Consider the following 19,156-nt stretch of genomic DNA (forward strand, 5'->3'; position numbering starts at 1 on the left):
AGAAATAAAAGAGCATAAGATCCGAAGGGGTAATTAATATGGTTATCAAGATTATCATTAATGGTGTCAAGGGAAAAATGGGCCGCGTTCTTGAACGAAGCATAGCTGCTCAGCTAGATTTTAAGTTAGTTGCAGGAATCGGGCGTGAGGATGACCTAGCTAAAAGCATTCAATCTACTAATTCCGATATAGTGGTTGATTTCACAACACCAAAATCCGTATTTAAAAATACAGAAATGATTATTCAATGCGGCGCGAGACCAGTAATAGGTACAACGGGATTAACTTTAAAGCAAATTGCAACTTTAGATAAACAATGTCGTGCTAAAAAATTGGGGGAATTATTGCACCTAACTTTTCTTTAGGCGCCATATTAATGATGAAATACGCAAAAGACGCTGCTCGCTATTTTCCAGATACAGCAATCATCGAAATGCATCATCCACAAAAAATAGATGCTCCATCAGGTACAGCTATCAAAACCGCTCAAATGATGGCAGAATCGCGCTTACAAAAAAGCAATGATAAAACACATGAAGATCAGCATCATGCGCGTGATGAAATGGAACATAACATTGCTGTTCACTCGATCCGTCTTCCGGGTTTATTTTCTCATCAATCAGTTATTTTCGGCGGTAACGGCGAAGTACTAACCATCCGTTATGACAGCATAGATCGTAACTGTGCTATACCAGGGATTTTCCTAGCTTGCCGAAAAGTCATGGAACTAAATCAGCTGATATATGGCCTTGAAAATGTTTTATGGACCTAAATTCTAATAGCTATTACAAAAGCGTGCGAAATTTATCTGCACCAGCAGTATTCTTCTCTTCGGATAAAAATCCGAATTCTCTAAAATCTCAAGTGTAGCTTTTACGTCTTTTTAAATCTAGATGCCCTCCTTAATAAATGTCATTTTATCTCCTTTCAAATCGAGGGTGCGGCATCCACCGAAGATCTAAATCGCGGACAGCTTTGACTTCGTCGAGTCGATTAATGAGTTGGTGATGGGGAGCACTTTGTAAAAGATCGGGGCGAGTTTTAATTTCTGTCAAAATTCCTTGCATAGCTTCAATAAAATGATCTAATGTTTGCTTGCTTTCAGTTTCTGTAGGTTCAATTAACAAACATTCAGGAATTAATATAGGAAAATAAATCGTTGGCGCATGAAAACCATAGTCCAACAAACGTTTTGCAACATCAAGCGCGGTTATACCATAAACGCGCTTGAGTGGTTTCAAGGTGATGATAAACTCATGAGAAGCACGTCGATGAGGGAAAGCGAGTGTAAACCCCAATTGTTCTAACCGTTTCATCAAGTAGTTGGCATTTAAGGTCGAAAACTCAGCTACCCGTGCTAAACCTTCTTTACCTAATAAGCGTAAATAAATATAGGCACGTAATAATACACCGACGTTGCCCATAAATGCAGATAATTTGCCGATGGTTTGTTGGCATTCTTTTTCTGTTAACCAGAAATAACATTCGTCATTCTTTCCAACCATAGGTATTGGTAAAAATGAAGCGAGCTTTTGATTAGCTGCTACAGGACCAGCACCGGGGCCCCCACCGCCATGAGGTGTGGCAAATGTTTTATGTAAATTTAAATGCATGACATCAAAGCCCATATCACCGGGACGGTATTTTCCTAAAATTGCATTTAAATTTGCGCCGTCGTAATAAAGTAAACCACCAACGTCGTGAATAATTTTTGCAACCTCTAAAATTTTCCTCTCGAATACGCCCAACGTAGAAGGATTAGTAAGCATAATACCGGCTGTTTTACGACTAACCATTTTCCTTAATTTGTCGAGACAAATATCGCCTTCTTTTGTTGTTGCAACTTCTTTGACGGTAAAACCGCACATCGCTGCTGAAGCGGGATTGGTGCCGTGAGCGGCCTCGGTCACAAGCATTTCTATTCGATCATGATCATTGCGACTTTCATGGTACGCTTTTATCATGGCAACTCCGGCGAACTCTCCTTGTGCACCCGCCATCGAGGCTAGTGAAATTTTTTCCATACCCGTGATGTCAGCTAGCATTATTTGTAATTCATAAAGGCATTGCAAAAATGATTGACTGTATCGTGCAGGGGATAAAGGATGACGGTTTAAATAACCCGACAGCGAAGCTAAGCGATTAGCAGCACGTGGATTATATTTCATCGTGCAGGAACCCAATGGATAAAAATGCGTATCAATTGAAAAATTTTTGGCAGACAACTGTGTAAAATGTCGAACGACTTCTAACTCGGATAATTCAGGAAGATAAGGTGAAACGCGACGCAATAAATTAGCAGGGATATCGTTTGCATCGATTTGGTCATAAATCGCATGGGCTATTGTTCGTCTTTTTTTTGTGATTTTTCAAAAATTAACATTCTATGTATCTTTTATTGTCATACCTACTTTTGTAGAGATGACAATGTCCTTAAATGCTTGTTCATAACCTATTAAATCCTGTTCGGTTTTCGTTTCTGTCACACAAACTAAAAGACAATCACTTAATTCGGGATAATCATTTTTTAATGCATATCCTGCCTGAATACCTTGTCTTGTCATCTCTGTAATGATTATTTCTACTGGCTTTTCCAAACGAACTCCAAATTCATGAAAAATTGGGCTCGAAAAAACGGGTGACACTCCTTTTAACGCGGATAAACGACTCAATAGGTAACGAGCTTTAGTATGAGAAGCCAAAGCTACTTCCTGTAAACCCTTTGCACCTAATAAGCTTAAATAAATTATCGACGCCGTCACAGCTAATCCCTGATTAGTACAAATATTTGAAGTTGCTTTCGAACGACGGATGTGCTGTTCCCGTGCCTGCAAAGTCAATGTAAATCCTTCCTGACCTTTAGTATCGACCGTCCGTCCCACAATTCTTCCCGGTAATTGGCGAACATATTCCTTTTTGCAACACATGAAACCAAAATAAGGGCCGCCCGAAGCTAAGGGCACGCCTAAGGATTGTCCCTCTCCACACGAAATATCTGCTCCTTTCTGTCCCCATTGTCCTGGCGGTTTTATTAAAGCCATTGCAATTGGATTTACGCTCGCAATCACTAAAATATTACGGGCATATGCCCAGTCGGTAAGTACATCCACCGCCTCTAGGCAACCAAAGAAATTAGGTTGAGAAATAATAAGTGCTGCCACCCCTTCTGTTTCTATTTCTTCTAAAGCTTGTGGATCTACAACACCTTGCAATACATCAAAAGGTACTTCATCAACTACAATTTTTTGTTGCCTGATAATAGAGTTTAAAACTTGTCGATACGCAGGATTAACACTGGTTGGCACTAAAATACGTCTTTCTTTCCCCTGTTTAAGACGCACTGCCATTAATGCCGCTTCTGCTAACGCACTAGCACCGTCATATAAGGAAGCGTTTGAAACATCCATCCCCATTAATTCACACATCACTGTTTGGTATTCGTAAATTAATTGTAAAGTGCCTTGACTAGCTTCAGCTTGATATGGCGTATATGCGGTATAAAATTCTCCGCGAGTTGTAATTTCCCAAACGGCAGCAGGGATATAATGTTCATAAGCACCAGCACCAATAAAAGATAACCATTTTTTTGGTTCTCGTTCTTCCATCAACCGAGTAATTCCAGCTTCATTTAATCTCGTCGGAACTTCATTAATGGTAGCTGTGGGTAATGCTTTCGGAATTTCATCAAACAACTGTCCAATATCATCCACACCGATAGTGGCTAACATTTTATAAATATCATCAGGAGTATGAGGAATATAAGTCATCATTCTTCTCGAATTTTAGCTTCATAATCATTAGCACTCAGTAAATTATCTAATTCCGATTCGTCTTCGATTTTTATGCGATACAGCCAACCATCCCCATAAGGATCACGATTAATCAAGTCGGGTTCGCTTTGCAATGCTTCTTCGTTCACTTCGATAATTTCACCAGTTAAAGGTGAATAGACATCTACTGCTGTTTTTACTGATTCCACTACCCCCACTTCATCCCCGCTGTCAACATGCGTGTCCATTTTGGGCAATTCAACAAAAACCAAATCACCTAACTGTTCTTGCGCATGATCGGTAATACCTATTGTAAAAATATCCTCATTTTCTTTTCTTATCCATTCATGACTTTCGGTATAACGCAGTTCGTCAGGAAAATATGCCATTTATTTCTCCTTTATAGTAAGACATTACTCAAACTCGTATTGCTTCTTCTCGTAGCTTATCAGATTTGTGAAGTATTCTATCCACTTACGTCCTCAATAAGTACAGAGAGATGATAAGGCTGCACAAGATATTAAATTAAATTTTTTTACCCCGTCGAATAAAAGGAGGCTTAATTATTTTAACAGGAATATATTTACCTCGCCGCTCAATGTAAGCGGCACTTCCAATCTCAACAGGCAGTCTAGCTAATGCAATGGCGTAACCCAACGTCGGCGAAAACCCTCCGCTGGTGATCTCACCATTTTTATTATTTTCTAACCAAACTTTTTGATGATTGCGTAAAACACCTGGCTCCTCCATTATTAACCCTACCAATTGTTCTTTGACGCCTTCGTATAATTGTTTTTTTAATGCAGAGCGACCGATAAAATGACGAGCAGGATCATTCAACGATATTGTCCACGCCAAATTTGAGACTAAAGGAGAAGTAGTTTCGTCCATATCGGTTCCATATAAATTTAAACCAGCCTCTAAACGCAATGTATCCCGTGCCCCCAACCCACAAGGCTTTGCACCACGATTAATAAGTTTCTTCCAAAGAGCCGGCAATTCCTTGTCTGGCACGACAATTTCGAATCCATTTTCTCCCGTGTAACCTGTACGAGCAATTAATAGATCCTTTGACAAAACAAATTGAAAGGGCTTAAGTGAAATTAATTCGGCAGCTATTGATTGATTAAAGACAGGTTTAATTATAGAAAAAACAGCTGGACCTTGAACAGCCAGAATACACATTTGAGGACATTCATTAACGATTACCTTTAAAGATCGGCTTTGTCTTTTTATCCAAGCAAGATTTTTTTGACGCGTTCCAGCATTGACAATCAATCGATAATGATGAGAAGCTATATAATAAATAATTAAATCATCAATAATGCCACCGATTTCATTTAACATACATGTATATAAAGCGCAGCCGGGATCTTTCAATTTTGCAATATCGTTCGCTAACAAATAACGCAAAAATATAAAAGCATCTTTACCTGTAACGTCAATTACTCCCATATGAGAAACATCAAAAATCCCAACGTGTTGACGTACTTGATGGTGTTCTTTAATCTGAGACGTATAACGCAAAGGCATTTCCCAGCCTGAAAAATTGACAAAGTAAGCCTTCATTTTGACGTGTTCTTGATAGAGAGGGGTATGTCGGAGCATATTGTGAAATTATAGGTGATGAATTTTTTTATGCCAAGCGAAATCAAAACAACATCGAAATCACTACCTCTACTTAAAGAGGCAGCAAGCTGGCATCGAGAACTGAACGCTAAACGGCAAAATAATTTCTTCAGATTATTGACTCGGAGCCTCTAAACCTCTCTATATCTTCTTTTATCTTGTGCTTTCTAGGAGAACTCCTGTCAAAAAAGCTTGAGGATTGTGACTTAATGAAATGCCTTTCCCCTTCCGCTTCCTTCTTTAACAGTTTTTTCTTCGGAGATCTTTTGCATTGTTTCCCGTCCCATGTATTCAAAAAAATCACTCGTGCTGCTTCTCCTCACCTACAATCAACTCTAATTAATTATATCTTTGATAAAAGAGAGAGTATTTGCTCTTTGTACCGACAATAATTTCACTTTTTTTTGTAACGGAGTGGCCTTTAGTTGATTTTGTTCCGCTTTTCTTTCTGAATATTCGCTGAGAGCATTGTTCTCAGCGAATATTTTAGGAAAATAATCAATAAAGAGTAACAGTTTTTAAGAGAATTATTCCTCTCGATGCTTATAAAAAACCCCGCTTCAAGCGGGGTTTTCGTTGGAAGGCTTAGCACTAAAAAAAATTACATCATACCTCCCATACCTCCCATACCTCCCATGTCACCGCTAGGCATTGACTCCTCTTTCTTCTTTGGAGCTTCAGTTACCATACACTCAGTGGTAATCATGAGGCTAGCAATGGAAGCTGCATTTTGCAACGCGGTACGAGTGACTTTGGTTGGGTCAAGGATACCCATTTGAATCATATCAGCATATTCGCCAGTTGCTGCATTATAACCATAATTAACATCTTTATGGTTCAATACGCGATCAACCACCACAGCGGCTTGTTCACCCGCATTCTGCACGATTTGTGATAGCGGAGAAGCTATTGCACGACGAGCAATATCAACACCAACCTGTTGATCTTCATTGTCCACGCTTAATTTCTCAAGCACTTTCATCACCCGGATTAATGCTACACCACCACCAGGTACTACACCTTCTTCGACAGCTGCGCGCGTAGCATGTAAGGCATCTTCTACACGTGCTTTTTTCTCTTTCATTTCTATTTCAGTTGCTGCGCCGACCTTAATCACTGCTACCCCGCCAGCCAGTTTAGCTAAACGTTCTTGCAACTTTTCTTTGTCATAGTCAGAGGTAGTCACTTCAATTTCTTTACGGATTTGCCCAATACGATCCTTGATATCACCTGAATCACCGGCACCATCGATAATGATGGTGGTATCTTTGGTAACAACGACCCGTTTGGCAGAACCTAAGTCTTCTAAGGTAGCTGACTCTAATGACAAACCAACTTCTTCTGAAATTACCTTACTACCCGTTAAAATAGCAATATCTTGCAACATCGCTTTACGACGGTCCCCAAACCCAGGCGCTTTCACCGCAGCTATCTTGACAACGCCACGAATGTTATTAACCACTAACGTAGCTAGTGCTTCCCCCTCAATATCCTCAGCAATAACCAGCAAAGGCTTGCTTGATTTCGCAATACCTTCCAGTAATGGAATTAATTCACGAATATTAGAAACTTTCTTATCAACTAACAAAACAAAAGGATTTTCGAGTTCAGCGCTCATGTTTTGCTGGTTATTTACGAAGTACGGTGACAGATAACCGCGATCAAATTGCATACCTTCAACTACTTCCAGCAGATTCTCAAGTCCCGAACCATCTTCCACCGTAATGACCCCTTCTTTACCTACCTTCGTCATTGCTTCAGCGATAATGTTACCGATGGATTCATCCGAGTTAGCTGAAATAGTGCCTACTTGCGCAATAGACTTGTCATCCCGGCAAGGTTTAGAAAGCTTTTTTAGCTCAGCAACTGCCGCAGTGACTGCTTTATCAATACCGCGTTTCAAATCCATCGGATTCATGCCAGCAATAACTGCCTTGATACCCTCACGCAAAATCGCCTGTGCTAAACAAGTTGCGGTTGTAGTACCATCACCAGCATCATCCGATGTACGTGACGCCACTTCTTTCACCATTTGCGCGCCCATGTTTTCAAATTTATCTTCTAGTTCTATTTCTTTGGCTACACTCACACCGTCCTTAGTGATCATAGGAGCCCCAAATGATTTGTCTAAAATAACATTACGCCCTTTAGGACCCAAAGTTACTTTGACTGCGTTGGCTAAAACGTCCACACCACGGCTCATTGCATGTAATGCGTCGTGAGAAAATTTCAAAACTTTTGAAGCCATTTTTTTTACCTCTCTTACCTGTTGTAATCAGTTATTCTTGAATCACACCCATAATGTCATCTTCTCGCATGACGACATATTCATTGTCATCCACCTTCACTTCGGTACCAGCATACTTACCAAACAGCACCTGTTCACCAATTTTGACTTCCAAAGGACGGACCTCGCCATTATCCAACAGCTTACCTGTCCCAACGGCAATTACCTTACCTCGAGAAGGCTTCTCTTTCGCAGTGCTCGGGATGACAATGCCACCTTTTGAAGTGTCTTCTTCATCAAGACGATCGACAACAATCCGATCGTGCAATGGACGTATTTTCATGGTTTAACCCTCTCCATTATAAAATTAAGTTAGAAGCTCATCTATAAAAAAGGAGCAACAATCACTAAAAATAAATATAGGGGCAGATAGCAAAAAATCAAGGGAAGAAAGCAATAAAATACAAACTTCTTTTATGGATAGCTTGTAATCCCGATACAGTCTAATGTCGGCGCGAAGTTTTGGATATATGTTAGGTATATCTTGTGATCAAATCTTGGAGTTAAATTTATTTCGTCGAGGTCCGTATTAAAAAGTCACTATTGAAAACTTTGTTTCCATAAGCAGACATCAAAATCTCTTTTTTGCCGTGTATTATTGCTTATCATCCTCATTTTTAAATACAATGGGGTTGTGCGTCTTCCGAATTCTAGGTTACCATTACTAGCTTCATCAGCAACTTTATTTTCTTGAGTGAAGAATCAGCAAGTACCCAACAACGTTTATTAAAACTTTATCGATTGCATCATACGCTAGATCCCATAAGCATCGCTGTTATTTTAGATATTGATTCATGCATTTTGAATGCCAGAATTGTTCCCCATTGTTAATGATCCAGGTAGAAATTCTCATAGTACTGAACTGCTTTTACTGTCTATAATTTGCGTTATACCGAAATTAGAGAAAGAACAAATTTTTTCTTCGAAAAACCAAGTACTCAGTCAACATATATATCGAACACCAAAGAATTTCGCGCGATCCACGCTTGGGTGCAAAATCTCTTTAGGTGAGTTAGGTAGGCGCTGTACCGCACCAATATATTGGGATAAATGATGACTGCATTAAAAAATCCGAACTAGAATTTATTGGCAGTCGAATTAAAAGCGAACAATTACTATAAGACTCTAGGTTTCTGACCAAAAAAGAACATCTAGACTTAGATTGTGAGACCTTAAGTTCGGTCATGGCTGTGTCTCACTCAGCTGTGCTAAAGGCAGAGTAGCTTGGAAGAGTCGATTTTAAGATCCGTAGGTGAGAACAGTAAACTGCTTTATTCTTTGCATGCGCGGCGATATGCGCAATCCGTATAGAAAAGATCATGGTGAGTTTATTTTGTATTTTCGCAAGATGTAATTGGTATTGCACATCTGGGAACTTATAACACAGAGATAAATTTTTGCGAATTATCAAAAATTCTATGGATTTCGTAAAAAGGCAAAGGATAACGGTCGCAATAAGTTAGTATTGCCTGATAGCGTGTAATAAATGTGATCCATAAATAATATTGAGAACGACAGTTTTCCTAATTACAAAGTTGTATGTTTTTTGAAAATATTTTTTGAAGCAACGACAGAACCGATAGTCAATACTATACTGTGCCTCACAGTAGAACCCTTAATGACAGGTAAACAACCACCAATACCAAATAGCAACAGCTAAGCACACCGCTTCTAAAACACTTCTTGCACAGAGCAGGCCCACCAATAAAGCCGAAAGTAATGCAACGATGAAATGGGGTGTGATTGCTGTATCCAGAATAAAATATATAAAAGAATTAGCGATAACCTAAGCATATTTACAGGTTGTTTTTGATATCGGTAGGAGATTCACCGACTACAACTTGTAGAGCGGTGCCACCATGATGCTACTCGAATGGATTTTAATTCCATGTAGGGGGTCTATTAGGTACAAGGCATTATCTTAAGGAGCACTAGAGAGTCTCGACTACTTTAGGCAGTGTTTTTCTTTTCTTGATGCCCCTATTTACCCCTATATTGAAAGCAACCAGGAATATTCACAGATCAAAACTCATACCTCAATATGTGTGCGACCCTCTGCTTAGAATATTGTTCAGTATATGTAATTTCCTGGCGATATTATCTTCGTATTAGGAACATTATTTAAGTTTACTCCATTTTGAAGAATTAAAGCCTCATCATTGAAAACATCAATTAATTGAGCTGCTCTCCAATATATTCCGAAAAATAAACTGCAAAATACCACCATGTTTATAATAGGAAAGCTCTTTTTTTGTGTCAATACGGCAGTGCAGAGGAATTTTTTCGATAGAGTCATTTTTTCGCTTGATAATCATAATGACATCGCTCCTAGGATGTAAATCATTTGCTAAGCCGTCGATATCGATGACTTCATTACCTTCTAACTTCAAGGTTTTGCGATCTACGTTGTTTTTGAATTCAAGAGGTAAAATACCCATACCTACTAAATTAAAACGATGAATACGCTCAAAACTTTCTGCAATGACTGCTTTAATGCCCAATAAGTAGGGGCTTTTTGCTGCCCAATCGCGTGAAGAGCCAGTTCCATATTCTTTACCTGCGATTACGACCAGAGGCACATTTTCATCTCGATATTTCATCGCTGCATCGTAGATAGATAATTGTTCGCCTTCCGGAAAATGTCTTGTAAAGCCACCTTCGACACCTGACACAATTTCATTGCGAATTCGGATATTAGCAAACGTTCCTCGCACCAAAATTTCGTGATTACCGCGACGGGAGCCATAAGAATTAAAGTCTTTAATGTCGATACCTTGCTCAATTAAATACTGACCAGCGGGACTGTTAGGCTTGATAGCACCGGCGGGAGAAATATGATCTGTAGTAACACTATCTCCTAAAAGCGCCAAAATGCGTGCATTAGTAATATCTTTTAAAGGTTCCGGATTAATCCCTATATTTTCAAAGAATGGGGGCTTTTTACATAAGTGGAATCCGGCTGCCATTCAAATGTATTCCCCGACGATATTTTAATATTTTGCCACCCCAAATCACCTTTAAAGACGTCAGCATATTCTTTACGAAACATTTTATCGGTCACTTGTGTGACCATTTCAGCAATTTCTTCATTCGAGGGCCAAATGTCACGGAGATAAATAGGTTCTCCACGATCATTTTCTCCTATGGGTTCTTTTGAAAGATTGATGCGAGCAGTTCCTGCGAGCGCAAAAGCGACAACAAGGGGTGGAGAAGCTAACCAGTTAGCTTTTATGAGAGGATGAATCCGACCTTCAAAATTTCGATTGCCTGATAAAACTGAAGAAACGATAAGATCATTTTTGGTGATGGTTTTAGCGATCGAATCAGGTAGGGGACCGGAATTACCAATACAGGTGGTACAACCATAACCCACTAAATAAAATCCCACTTTTTCAAGGTAGTCAATTAAACCAGTTTTATACAGATAATTTGTAACGACTTTTGAGCCAGGGGCGAGCGATGATTTTACCCATGGTTTTTTTTTCAAACCTTTTTCGACAGCTTTTTTCGCCAATAACCCTGCAGCTAGCATGAGACTTGGATTAGAAGTATTGGTGCAACTAGTAATGGCAGCGATCACCACATCACCATGACGAAGAGCAAAATCCTTTTGGCTTCGGAAAGCTTGATCTAGTTCTTTTTCGCGCCCAGCAGTAACGATGAAATTCTCAACAGCTTCTCTAAGATTCGGCAAGGTTACTCGATCTTGTGGGCGTTTAGGTCCAGCTAAACTGGACTCGACAGTCGATAAATCAAGTAAAAGCATGTCACTAAATATCGCCTCTAGCGTATTTTCGTCATGCCAAGTGCCTTGTGCTTTTGAATACGCTTTGACAAGTGCGATAGTTTCAATGCTACGACCAGTCAGTTCCAAATATTTGATGGTTTCAGCGTCGATAGGGAATAAACCACAAGTAGCGCCATATTCCGGAGCCATATTACCAATAGTTGCGCGATCCGCCAGCGGTAGTTCGGCAAGACCTGGCCCATAAAATTCTACAAATTTTCCAACAACACCCTTAAGGCGTAGCATTTGGGTGACTGTTAAGACGAGGTCGGTGGCGGTGATTCCTTCCCGTAATTTTCCTTCCAGACGAAAGCCAATAACTTCAGGAATCAGCATAGAAATAGGTTGACCTAAAATAGAGGCTTCTGCCTCAATACCACCCACACCCCAACCGAGAACGCCGAGACCGTTAATCATAGTAGTATGACTATCAGTGCCTATCAAAGTATCCGGATAGGCAAATAATTTGTTATCTACTTTGCTAGACCAGACACCGCGGCTTAGGTATTCCAGATTCACTTGGTGGCAGATACCGGTACTGGGGGGACTAGCTGAAAATGATCAAATGATCGCTGTCCCCATTTTAAAAAGCATACCGCTCTTGATTGCGGCTCATTTCTAAATGAACATTTTTTCGGAAAGCCTTTTTGCTTCCGAATTCGTCTACTTGAATAGAATGATCAATAATAAGATCTACGGCACAATGCGGGTTAATTTTTGAAGGATCTCCTTTCATCCGCGCTATTGCATCTCGCATCGCAGCTAAATCCACAATCACAGGAACGGCTGTAAAATCTTGCATTAGCACGCGTGTAGGTCGATAAGCAAATTCACGATCTGAATTTCTATTATTCAGCCAATGCACAAAAGCTTCGATGTCTTCATTTGTGACGGTTTTCCCATCTTCGTAACGCAATTGATTCTCGAGGAGAATTTTAAGGGAATAAGGGAGGCGATGAATATTAGAGAGCCCAGCTTCTTCTGCTGCCTTTAGACTATGGTAATAATAAGTTTTATCGTTAACTGTTAATTCACGCAATGTTTTAAATGAATCAAGCATAACAACCTCTCAACAGATAACATTGGACCTTGAGATATATTTGGATAAATTCGCTTCCTACCGCATATAGACTTTTAGAGCATCTTGATAAAGCATGCCAATGATTGTCTCGTTCTTTTAATCAGCTTTAACGAATGAATCAATAACCTCTCAGATTTAGGGACTTTGCGATTTACCAATTTTTTCTGAAATAAATTCAAATCCTGAAGCTCTTATTCCGTTAAGTAAACCCGACATCATCACCATATTTAATACATAGAACGCATTACATCGCAATGGTGACTGTCAGGCCATTTCCATCCTATTGAACATTAAAATCTGACCTTGATCGCTAAACGGTACTAAATTATAAAAAGAAAACGGGTTATTTAATAGGGGGAACACCTGAGTCTTCGATACGCTTAATACAATAACACAATTGAAAGCGCTCTAAACTACCTGTATCAGTCAGCTCTAGCTAAATGCACACTATCTATGCACACTATCTATAAATTTTAACCGACATCACCATCATCCAAAGAATTCAAGAAAACTTTAAAAGGATCTTTATTTTGGTAATACGTAATCAATATAGCCCCAGAGATAGTTTAACTACTAACTTAATATAATGGAACAAAAAGAGTCTCTATTTATTTATTTTTTGAACAAGTCAATATCCATAAAGTTCTCGATCTTGCGATTAACTTCTTCAAACGGGGCGGCAATTTTCCAAATTATAGACAAACCCTTTTTTTCAGGCACAATAGGCCGCTTAGTTAGTTACTCACTGACGAGGAAACGCCATGGATATTCGAAAAATAAGAAAGCTTATCGAGTTGATTAATGAAACTGGCGTGAGAGAAATCGAAGTAAAATCAGGCGAGGAATCTGTCCGTATTAGTCGATTTTTAACGCAAACAACACCCCAACTCCGTCTATCTTCTATCACAGAACAAACCTCTCACATTCAAACATCTGCAATGATCAAAGAACCTCCACAAATCATAAAGAAAGCAATAATAGGACACGAATTAAGATCCCCAATGGTAGGCACGGTTTATTTGTCTCCGACCCCTGGAGCAAAGCCATTTGTTGAGGTAGGAGAACGCATATCGGTAGGTGATACATTATGTCTCATTGAAGCGATGAAAATGTTTAACAAAATCGAAGCCGATAAAAGTGGTGTGATCAGCGCGCGCCTCGTTGAAAATAAACAACCAGTGGAATTTGATCAGTTACTCTTTATTATTGATCTGAATGAGTAATGTTCATGTTTGAAAAAGTATTAATCGCTAATCGTGGTGAAATTGCTTTACGTATTCACCGCGCTTGCAAAGAAATGGGAATTAAAACGGTTGCTGTCTATTCAAGTGCTGACAGCGATTTGATGCACGTTCGTCTAGCTGATGAAGCTGTTTGTATCGGCCCTTCTAACAGTGCCAACAGTTATCTCAGCATCCCCGCCGTCATATCAGCAGCGGAGATAACCCATGCCGATGCAATCCACCCTGGTTATGGCTTTTTGTCGGAAGACCCTAATTTTGCTGAGCAAATTGAAAAAAGTGAATTTAAATTTATTGGCCCATCCCCAGAAGTAATTCATTTAATGGGTAATAAAGTTTCAGCGATTAAAACCATGCAAAAAGCAGGGCTACTTTGTATTCCAGGCTCTAATGGGGCCTTAATCCGAAATGATGAAGCTAATTTGGCCATTGCTCGAGAAATCGGTTATCCCGTCATTATTAAATCAGCAGGAGGTGGTGGTGGTCGCGGCATGCGCGTGGTATATAAGGAATCGGATCTTTTAAATTTCATTGCCATGACGCGCACGGAAGCCGCAGTGGTTTTTGGCACTGATGAAGTTTATATGGAAAAATTTCTAAAAAACCCTCAACATATTGAAATTCAGGTGTTAGGTGATGGACAAAATCATGCTATTCATTTAGGTGAACGCGATTGCTCCATGCAACGTCGTCATCAAAAAGTCATCGAAGAAGCTCCCGCTCCTGGCATTACTGCTGAACAACGTGCAGCGATTGGAGATCGTTGCGTGCAAGCCTGTATTGCTATGAATTATAAAGGGGCAGGTACGTTTGAATTTCTCTACGAAAATGGAGAATTTTATTTCATCGAAATGAATACCCGTGTTCAAGTAGAACACCCCATTACTGAAATGGTTACGGGTATAGATATTGTAAAAGAACAAATCCGCGTCACAGCAGGTTTACCATTGGGTTACAAACAAGAAGATATCGAAATTAAAGGCCATGCAATTGAATGCCGTATTAATGCTGAAGATCCTAAAAATTTTATACCCTGCCCAGGTACTGTAACAGCTTACCACGCGCCAGCAGGAATTCGGTGTCCGAATTGATTCCCATCTTTATACAGGCTATCGAGTACCTCCATACTATGACTCTTTAATCGGTAAATTAATTACTTATAATGAAAACCGTGAACAGGCTATCGCACGTATGAGGAACGCTTTGACGGAACTAGTTGTTGAGGGCATTAGAACCAACATCCCGTTGCATCAAATGATGATGGAAGATGAAGCTTTTCAAAAAAATGCACAGAATATTCATTATCTGGAAAAGAAATTAAGCCTTAAATAAAGGATCAGATCAATCAACTAATAATCCGAATAAATTTTTTGGATTGATGCCCTCCTCCTCGGGCACCATGTCCAACATGTGTCCTACGTGGAAATCTTCTGCCAAGCTATAAACTAATCGCAAAGTGACATAATCTTCCAAAGCAAATCCTATCAAATCGAAAACAAAAATTTCCTCATCGGAGGTACGTCCTAATTTTTTCCCTCCGTTAATTCCCAAAGTTCTGCATAAACATGATTATGATTGTAATTTTGTATTGCTCCCTCATCTTTTGACTGTTTAAGAAATTCAACCACAATTTTACTACGTTCCAATATTTTCGGATCGAGCGCAGTTCTATCAGTGCAATTTTCTCCAATAGTATTAATTATCATGCCCGGCTTTATCCACTCATTTCTTAATATTTGTGTGAATTTTCTGGAAGCCATTACGGTGATAATAATATCTACATCTTCAATCATGCTCTCCACATCTTTTGCTCTTTCCAAATTAACTCTTCCTGAATTACATTCATACGACGATAAGTTTTTTTCAAATTTATCCATTGCTTTGGAATCGAGATCGAAATAATAGACAGTTTTTATGTCAAATAATGTCTTATGTGCGATAATTTGAAATTCTGATTGCGCGCCTGTTCCAACAATTGCTAATGACCTAGGTTTCGGTTTTGCAATGTACTTTGAAGCTAAAACTGAAGTGGCTGCGGTCCGTATAGCAGTTAATAATGTCATTTCACTAATTAATACAGGATAGCCTGTAGCAGCATCGGCTAGCATACCGATACCCACAACTGTTTGCTTATTATCCTTTGAATTTGAAGGATGACCATTGACATATTTAAATGAATAATAATCTTTATTCCAGAATGGCATTAACTCAATGACGCCGCCTTCGACGCTTGAAACAACACGGGGCATTTTTTCAAATTCTTCCCAACACGAAAAAGTCGCTTCAAGCCTCTCGACGAGTTGAGTAAAAAATTTTTCTAACGTGACTTTGCGGATTAAACTTTTAATATCGTCAACGGTAACAATTCTAACCATATTCTTACTTTCATTTTAGGGAAATCTTATTGTATCAACCTTCAATTGTTGACGCTATCCTAAATTGTTACCTATCCCTGCGATTTATAATCATATGACTATGGTTATATAACCATTAGAACGCAAAAATGACTAATTTTACGAAATCCCTACTGGAAAATGCGAAGCGCCAGACGTATGGTCAGTTATCCACTGAAATAAAAACATCAAAATTAATCAAACTTTTTTAAGCATATTTTTATTTTAATACAATAGGTTGAATATTTAAGCGTATTATCCATTGAATAACAGCGAACTTCCTCTTCAATCAATAATTCCGGAGGAGAAATTGAATAAATCAACTAACTTAAAAAACGAGCATAACAAAGCGCTTACCAATTGTTTATGGTTTAGTTGTTTTAGAAGCCCGATAATGAGAACTATAACATAAAACATATAAGCACCTACCATGACTAATTTCACCCAAAACTCGCGTGCCAGATTGTAAAGGTGTTAGTTGTGGAGTTTTTGAAGGTAAGTACATCATTTCAAATGATAATTCCTTCATCGCGTGACAGCATGCTTATAACAAATGGGTGCGACCAACGCCAGATGCACCCCATAGTAAGAAACGACCCGTCGTTACCTTTCAATAACTCATTTAAAGATTGAAAAAGCTTTATTTTCACCAATAAAAATTAGTAAAGGTCCTCTCTTCTCGTAAATTGATACGCAACGGTAATTGGTCAAGCAACAATAACAGGTGTCTTTTCCTATCGCTGAGTTTCCCTACATCGATAAAATAAATTTGCCCAATTGGATCCTACTGGTAGGAGGTGCTGTTTCAAGTGTTAAAACTACATGCACATAATCTTCTAGATTTTTGTGCATCCCTCATCTATAAACAAAATTTTTCATACAGTTGCTGTTCAAAAAACTAAATTGGCTGTCCATCAATCAGCTGCCAGATCGACCCCGTTCATAAGCACTTCTGCAACATCATTTCCAGTCGTTTCCCACTCACAAGTCGCTCCTTACAAAAAAACTGCCATTCGCGTAACTTACCATTTCCCATTTTCATCAACTACTCCTGCTAAAATACAATCGATACCATATCGTTGTATAACAGCATCAACTGCTGGAAAGATAGTAATTACTATCGATTGTGTCGCATTGGTCTGATCCTCAAAAGATCTATAACAGGAAAAACAATAGGGGAGTCACGCGAAAATGCCATCCCTATTTATCGCTTGCATAGCTGACACTGCCTATCACTCGCTAGAATTTCGAAACCTATCTCTAGTACTGAACTCACAAACCATCGTCAATGGTCAGCTAGCCACCCAATAGCCTGGTTAGCGTCTTTCAAAGCGGCAGGCCCGCCTGTAACTACCTGAAACACTAACTGAAGCTCTTCCAACGGCATCTTTTTAATGGTAACTATTTTTTAACATAATTACTAAGCTTATAGATAAGCTTTTTGAATCGTGGGCAATGTTATATGACTGCGTTTCCACTCGCTCGTATCAGCGCCTTGCCGAATGCCTGAGACAATACCTTTCTAAAAATCAATTGGTGATTAATCTGGACATTTATCTGTATTTATATCTCGTATTTCAACAGTCACCATTATCAGCCAAGGATAAGCCATATAAGAAGATCACTATTTTTCGGATTATCGTCATTGGTAATACATTCTCATAGTCAAACTTCGGCTGCGTTCGTCTACTTTTTAAAAATATACACACTTCTGCTTTTTATTTGTCTTCTATATTTTATTCTCCTCCCCTATAATATCATCGTTATGATAGGCTCTGTTAAAAAACCGATCTCTTATCGCGATGCTGGTGTCGATATTGACAAGGCGAATACCTTAGTGAATACAATAAAACATATCGCTAAACGAACTAATCGTACAGGCTCTTTAGGCAGAATTGGCGGTTTTGGAGGCTTGTTTGAGTTGCCTAGCGGATACCGCCAGCCAGTGCTTGTCTCAGGAACAGATGGTGTCGGAACAAAATTAAAACTCGCCATCGAGCTTAATCGCCATAATACCATTGGTATCGATCTCGTCGCCATGTGCGTGAATGACGTCATAGCCACAGGTGCAGAGCCTCTTTTTTTCTCGATTATTATGCGACAGGCTATCTAAACAACGAACAGGCTAGCAAAATTCTCACTGGGATCGGGAAAGGCTGTGTAATAGCGAAAATTTCGCTGATTGGTGGAGAAACTGCTGAGATGCCTGGGCTTTACGAACAGGGCGATTACGACCTAGCCGGATTTTGTGTTGGTATTGTTGAAAAAGAAAAGATAATTGACGGGAGTCAGATCAAAGTAGGTGATGTTTTGATCGCGCTGGCTTCTTCTGGCCCGCATTCCAGCGGCTATTCATTGATTCGAAAAATCATTGCTCACACAAAAGTTCCACTCACTCAGTCCTTCGAAAATGCCACATTAGGCGATATACTGCTGACGCCGACCCGAATTTATGTCAACGCTCTTAATCGGCTTCTAGCTGAAGTCAATATTCATGCCATAGCTCACATCACCGGCGGTGGATTGGTAAGGAACATACATCGAGTCCTTCCTCCACACACCCAAGCTGCCATCCAGACCCAAAGCTGGGAATGGCCCCTCATTTTCCGATGGTTGCAAAAACAAAGCCGGGTGTCTACCGAAGAAATGTGGCGCACGTTTAACATAGGTGTAGGATTAGTTTTGTGTGTTAATAAAAATGAAAGCGATAAAACGCTAGAATTATTGAGTGCCTTTGGCGAAAAGGCTTGGGCTATCGGAGAAATTCAATTCTCTTCTCATCAACATCCTCATGTTGTAATGCTTTCATGAAAACTAATCTTCCCATTCTTGTTCTCATCTCTGGAAATGGCAGCAACCTGAAGGCGATTATCAAAGCTATCAGAACAGGCTTAGCAGCAGAGATCCGCGCCGTCATTAGCAACCGCAAAGACGCTTATGGTATAGAATGGGCTAAAAAGTAGGAATT

General features: G+C 39.5%; 10 protein-coding genes and 5 pseudogenes. 7 read left to right on the top strand and 8 right to left on the bottom strand.

Features of this window, described 5'->3' with window-relative positions; all coding sequences use genetic code 11:
* The first annotated feature begins 38 nt into the window (after window positions 1–38).
* Together LG660_RS02500 and LG660_RS02505 are read left to right on the top strand one after the other, a co-directional pair.
* Window positions 39–365, top strand: coding sequence for a Rossmann-fold NAD(P)-binding domain-containing protein (locus LG660_RS02500; protein WP_258267173.1), 327 nt, complete (start codon window positions 39–41; stop codon window positions 363–365).
* An 11-nt stretch (window positions 366–376) separates the two neighbouring features.
* Window positions 377–772 (top strand): 4-hydroxy-tetrahydrodipicolinate reductase, encoded by a 396-nt coding sequence (locus LG660_RS02505; RefSeq protein WP_258267174.1) that lies wholly within the window; start codon window positions 377–379, stop codon window positions 770–772.
* Between the two features lie 145 nt (window positions 773–917).
* On the opposite strand, the pseudogene gcvPB reads toward LG660_RS02505, so the two are convergent.
* From gcvPB to groES, 6 genes and pseudogenes are all read right to left on the bottom strand, one after another.
* A pseudogene (gene gcvPB / locus LG660_RS02510) lies at window positions 918–2,383 on the bottom strand (aminomethyl-transferring glycine dehydrogenase subunit GcvPB).
* Window position 2,384: 1 nt separating this feature from the next.
* Window positions 2,385–3,767 carry an aminomethyl-transferring glycine dehydrogenase subunit GcvPA gene (gene gcvPA, locus LG660_RS02515; protein WP_258267724.1) on the bottom strand — a complete coding sequence of 461 codons (1,383 nt, stop codon included), beginning with the start codon at window positions 3,765–3,767 and terminating at the stop codon, window positions 2,385–2,387.
* Entirely contained in the window at window positions 3,767–4,159 is a 393-nt protein-coding gene (gcvH, locus tag LG660_RS02520; RefSeq protein ID WP_258267175.1) for a glycine cleavage system protein GcvH, read from the bottom strand. Before gcvH ends, gcvPA begins: the two co-directional genes overlap by 1 nt.
* 136 nt (window positions 4,160–4,295) lie before the next feature.
* Entirely contained in the window at window positions 4,296–5,378 is a 1,083-nt protein-coding gene (gene gcvT / locus LG660_RS02525; protein WP_258267176.1) for a glycine cleavage system aminomethyltransferase GcvT, read from the bottom strand.
* A gap of 622 nt (window positions 5,379–6,000) precedes the next feature.
* Window positions 6,001–7,647: a chaperonin GroEL gene (gene groL / locus LG660_RS02530; RefSeq protein ID WP_258267177.1), complete on the bottom strand. Its 1,647-nt coding sequence runs from the start codon at window positions 7,645–7,647 to the stop codon at window positions 6,001–6,003.
* A gap of 31 nt (window positions 7,648–7,678) precedes the next feature.
* Window positions 7,679–7,969, bottom strand: a complete 291-nt coding sequence (gene groES / locus LG660_RS02535; RefSeq protein ID WP_258267178.1) for a co-chaperone GroES — start codon at window positions 7,967–7,969, stop codon at window positions 7,679–7,681.
* A 407-nt stretch (window positions 7,970–8,376) separates the two neighbouring features.
* On the opposite strand from groES, the gene LG660_RS02540 reads away from it, so the two are divergent.
* A complete protein-coding gene (locus LG660_RS02540) occupies window positions 8,377–8,517 on the top strand; it encodes a hypothetical protein (RefSeq protein ID WP_258267179.1) in 141 nt (46 codons plus the stop codon).
* A 1,337-nt stretch (window positions 8,518–9,854) separates the two neighbouring features.
* Here LG660_RS02540 and acnA read toward each other — a convergent pair.
* A pseudogene (acnA, locus tag LG660_RS02545) lies at window positions 9,855–12,533 on the bottom strand (aconitate hydratase AcnA).
* A 782-nt stretch (window positions 12,534–13,315) separates the two neighbouring features.
* Between acnA and accB the strand changes: the two are divergent.
* Both accB and accC read left to right on the top strand, forming a co-directional pair.
* A complete protein-coding gene (gene accB / locus LG660_RS02550) occupies window positions 13,316–13,777 on the top strand; it encodes an acetyl-CoA carboxylase biotin carboxyl carrier protein (RefSeq protein ID WP_258267180.1) in 462 nt (153 codons plus the stop codon).
* A 5-nt stretch (window positions 13,778–13,782) separates the two neighbouring features.
* A pseudogene (accC, locus tag LG660_RS02555) lies at window positions 13,783–15,127 on the top strand (acetyl-CoA carboxylase biotin carboxylase subunit).
* A 9-nt stretch (window positions 15,128–15,136) separates the two neighbouring features.
* Here the strand turns inward: accC and ocd are convergent.
* Window positions 15,137–16,170 (bottom strand): annotated as a pseudogene (gene ocd, locus LG660_RS02565) (ornithine cyclodeaminase).
* A gap of 1,783 nt (window positions 16,171–17,953) precedes the next feature.
* Between ocd and purM the strand changes: the two are divergent.
* Window positions 17,954–18,999 (top strand): annotated as a pseudogene (gene purM / locus LG660_RS02570) (phosphoribosylformylglycinamidine cyclo-ligase).
* Entirely contained in the window at window positions 18,996–19,151 is a 156-nt protein-coding gene (locus tag LG660_RS02575) for a formyltransferase family protein (protein WP_258267183.1), read from the top strand. The pseudogene purM and the gene LG660_RS02575 overlap by 4 nt, the downstream one beginning before the upstream one ends.
* The last annotated feature ends 5 nt before the right edge of the window (window positions 19,152–19,156 follow it).

The sequence above is a fragment of the Coxiella-like endosymbiont genome, assembly GCF_024730665.1.
GTDB lineage: Bacteria > Pseudomonadota > Gammaproteobacteria > Coxiellales > Coxiellaceae > Coxiella.

Coding starts and splice junctions, on each gene's coding strand:
- LG660_RS02500 (WP_258267173.1), top strand. CDS start 39: ATGGTTATCAAGATTATCATTAATGGTGTCAAGGGAAAAATGGGCCGC.
- gcvH (WP_258267175.1), bottom strand. CDS start 4,159: ATGGCATATTTTCCTGACGAACTGCGTTATACCGAAAGTCATGAATGG.
- groL (WP_258267177.1), bottom strand. CDS start 7,647: ATGGCTTCAAAAGTTTTGAAATTTTCTCACGACGCATTACATGCAATG.
- gcvT (WP_258267176.1), bottom strand. CDS start 5,378: ATGCTCCGACATACCCCTCTCTATCAAGAACACGTCAAAATGAAGGCT.
- LG660_RS02505 (WP_258267174.1), top strand. CDS start 377: ATGATGAAATACGCAAAAGACGCTGCTCGCTATTTTCCAGATACAGCA.
- groES (WP_258267178.1), bottom strand. CDS start 7,969: ATGAAAATACGTCCATTGCACGATCGGATTGTTGTCGATCGTCTTGAT.
- accB (WP_258267180.1), top strand. CDS start 13,316: ATGGATATTCGAAAAATAAGAAAGCTTATCGAGTTGATTAATGAAACT.
- LG660_RS02575 (WP_258267183.1), top strand. CDS start 18,996: ATGAAAACTAATCTTCCCATTCTTGTTCTCATCTCTGGAAATGGCAGC.
- gcvPA (WP_258267724.1), bottom strand. CDS start 3,767: ATGACTTATATTCCTCATACTCCTGATGATATTTATAAAATGTTAGCC.